This window comes from Pseudomonas sp. FME51 (genome assembly GCF_014897305.1).
In genome coordinates, this window is record NZ_JABUYN010000033.1 from 1 (window position 1) to 3,425 (window position 3,425).

The 3,425-nt window shown below is 41.0% G+C and carries 4 protein-coding genes; all 4 read left to right on the top strand.

Annotated elements, in window-relative coordinates:
• Positions 1–93 precede the first annotated feature (93 nt).
• Positions 94–774: a hypothetical protein gene (locus tag INT39_RS22190; RefSeq protein ID WP_193076139.1), complete on the top strand. Its 681-nt coding sequence runs from the start codon at positions 94–96 to the stop codon at positions 772–774.
• Between the two features lie 119 nt (positions 775–893).
• Positions 894–1,631 (top strand): TIR domain-containing protein, encoded by a 738-nt coding sequence (locus INT39_RS22195; RefSeq protein WP_193076140.1) that lies wholly within the window; start codon positions 894–896, stop codon positions 1,629–1,631.
• A 110-nt stretch (positions 1,632–1,741) separates the two neighbouring features.
• Positions 1,742–2,296, top strand: coding sequence for a hypothetical protein (locus tag INT39_RS22200; protein WP_179574353.1), 555 nt, complete (start codon positions 1,742–1,744; stop codon positions 2,294–2,296).
• A 97-nt stretch (positions 2,297–2,393) separates the two neighbouring features.
• A complete protein-coding gene (locus INT39_RS22205) occupies positions 2,394–3,305 on the top strand; it encodes a restriction endonuclease (protein ID WP_105646953.1) in 912 nt (303 codons plus the stop codon).
• Positions 3,306–3,425: the final 120 nt, after the last annotated feature.

Consider the following 3,425-nt stretch of genomic DNA (forward strand, 5'->3'; position numbering starts at 1 on the left):
CGCTGCCTTCGGCAGCTGGGACGCCGCTACGCGGCGCCCATGCACATCCACGTTATGTGTTTTCTATAGTTATGAGTCTTAATCAGGGTTGATGTGAATAAAATGGATATAAATAGATTTAGAGAAGCTATTGATAGCGATGAAGGTCTAAAGTCTAAACGAAAGATATTAATTAGCTTATGCGTTATTTTAATCGGGTTAAATTTCTCAGGGGCAACTCTTCACGAAGCTAATACTTTTATATTTAAAATAAAATTCACAAACCATGAAAATATACTTTATTTATTCGCAATATCAATTCTGTTTCTGACACTCAGGTATTACGGATATGCTAAGTCATATCATGATCAACTATTTTTGTTTTGGTCAAAACGAATGCTCAGCGATTATAGAGTATTTTGTTACACCCCTAAGGAAGAAGATATTAGTGGGTTATTAAGCAAGCGAATTGATATATGGCCTGGAGATGAACCAGGAATTCAATCACCTAATTATAAAATTAACGGTATATTTCAACGAAATTTAACTTATGAAACAAAAGGCTATGATGAAGTTCATGGCGAATACTCTTATCAAAGCGATATTGAGTTAAATGCTTACAAAGATAAGTGGAAGCGAAAAGATTACTTTAAATTATTATCATATGAGGCAAGGTATCAATTAGAAGCTCTTTTTAAGTATAGAGAAACACTAGATTTGTTATTCCCATACATAATAAGTTTTATTGCATTATTTAGCTTTTTTGTAAGAAGTGTATTGGTAAGCAGCACATAACAAGAAATTAAAAAGGGACAAAAAACAGTTGGATTTTTGATCCTTCGTTGCTAATTTTAGCCAATAATTTTTTGCCCGTTAATTGGGCGTTATGTGATCAAACCAATCAAGGAGTAGATATGCCATTTAAAGACATGCTCAATGATAGAGTAAGAGTGATGCGCTCTAGTGGCGAAGAGCATGCGGACATCCCTGCCAGTGTTCAAAAGAATAAAATATTTATTCAGCAATCCGATATTCTGATTGAGGCAGGCGATTTCGTTGAGCGAAAAATGTCCAATGGCGGCATTGAATTGTACGAAGTTATTGATCCTGGATTTCATGAAGGCCTGGGATCTATACCGGCAGGCTATCAAATGGTCGTCAAAAAGTCAGATGGGAAAAAAGAACCTCAGCTGGTCATAGCTCAGGGCGGAAATAATCCAAAGGTTTTTATTGTTCACGGACATGACGACCTAGCTAAATTAACTTTGGCTAGGTTTATTGAGCAGATTGGTCTAAATCCAATAATTCTTCATGAGCAGGCAAGCTCAAGTAAAACCATAATTGAAAAAATCGAGTCATACGGTGATGTTGGGTACGCTATTGTTTTATATACGCCGTGTGATGTTGGTTCAAAAGCAGGGGAAGAAAATAAGCCGAGGGCGCGTCAGAATGTAGTGTTTGAACATGGATATTTCATTGGACGATTGGGGCGCTCTAAAGTTACAGCTCTCGTCAAGGGTGGAGTTGAAACCCCGAATGATATTAGCGGAGTTGTGTATATTGATTTAGATGATCGTGGCGCGTGGAAAATGGATATTGCAAAAGAGCTGCAGCAAGCGGGTTATATGATTGATTTAAGCCGTGCACTATAAATCACATAACAAACCGCTCAAATTCGTTCCGGCCACAAAAAGTGTGGCCTCCACCGGACTCGCTGACGCTCGCCGTTTAGCGGGGCGTTAGACAAAACCGAAATTATGCAATGAAAATTCTAGCCCTGCCTTTGACATTAATTTTCGCTTTGATCATTTCAAATATAATAGCGTGGGCTTCTTTTGTTTGGACTTACAATGTTTTCACCCACGAAGAGCCTATAATGGTAATAACTTTTGAGAAGGGTGAAGGGCGTGAATATCTAGCAAAAATAGAATCTCCTTGGTCACTCAGAGGTGAATATTTAATTCAAGGCGAGCAATGGCGAATAGACGCCCGCTTTATAAAAATAAAATATTGGGCAAATTTACTTGGCTTAGAATCTCGCCACTCGCTAGACAGGCTGCAGGGTAGATATATTTCAGTCCAAGATGAAAATTCGTTGCCAAGTACTGCGCACCAGCTAAGTGATAGTGAAGGCTCTCACTTTGCAATTTTTGGCTGGAGTCCATTCCTAGATATTGAGTATGGGTCTTCGACATATCAAGCAATTGATCCAAAAAAGAAATTCACGGTATTTAAAACGCCCACCGGAATAATCACACGAGCTGAAGCAATAGTAAAAGCTGATGACAATAATTGGTTGCAACGGTTATGGCAATGATTGCCATTGTCTAACAAATGGTTCAAATCGTTCGCTTCGCTCTCTGGGACGGGCTAAAGCCCGCCCCTTAACCAAACGTTAAGTTCTTGGGAGTTCTGTGAAGATTCGATACATAAAACTAGGTGATGGTGGAAGATGGGAGCGCTACTGCATAGAGGATCAGCAGACGCTTAGACTCGGGTACGAAAGCCCACATCATCAGGAATCGTTGAGTGGCGACTGGGATACCGTTCGCAATTTTTGGCTTTCTGCTAGAAATGGAAATCAAGGCGCTGCGAGCAGGGACTTGAATCAGATTCGTGATTTTTATGAGCTTTCAGAAACTGATATATGGATTACATTTTTCCAGAGAAAGATGTATTGGTGTCACGCTCATGAAGAAGTCCATGAGCTTGAAGACGGCAGCAGAATCAGAAACGTCATTGGCTCATGGAGTTGTTACGATAAGAACGGAAACCCGCTTTCCATCGAGAATATCGATGGCAGGATCACAAAAGTTCAGGGATATCGTGGCACTATTTGTGGGGTCGAGCTTCCAGAATACCTGCTTAGAAAAATTAACGGCGAAGTCCAGCCTGAAATTCAGTCAACGAAAGAAGCCTTGGCTGCCTTAAAGCTGAATATCGAGAGCCTTATCAAAGGGCTGTGGTGGAATGACTTTGAACTACTCGTTGACCTGATTTTTTCCCAGTCCGGTTGGCAGCGGATTTCCGTGTTAGGAAAGACAGAGAAGGACATCGACCTTGACGTCTTTTCTCCTGTTACGCAGAAGCGCGCGTTCGTCCAGGTAAAATCCACTACAACAGCAAATCAACTCCAAAGCTACCGTGAAATATTCAACCAATACCATCAGTATGATGAAATGTATTTTGTCTTTCACACCTTTTCAGGAGATATTGAGAAGCTGAACATAGATGACCCAAGGGTTGCTGTATGGGATATTTCAAGAGTGGCCGACTTGGTTATAAATGCAGGCTTGATTGATTGGCTGCTTGCGAAGAGAACTTAACAAGCGGCTGCACAGCGACCGCTTTTCCGCCGCTGCGCGGCTCCAAACCGGCGCGTGAGCCGGACGTTATGCCTCAAGGGGTAACAATGATGATTCTTGAAAACAAAATTCCGCCACCAA

Coding starts and splice junctions, on each gene's coding strand:
- INT39_RS22195 (WP_193076140.1), top strand. CDS start 894: ATGCCATTTAAAGACATGCTCAATGATAGAGTAAGAGTGATGCGCTCT.
- INT39_RS22200 (WP_179574353.1), top strand. CDS start 1,742: ATGAAAATTCTAGCCCTGCCTTTGACATTAATTTTCGCTTTGATCATT.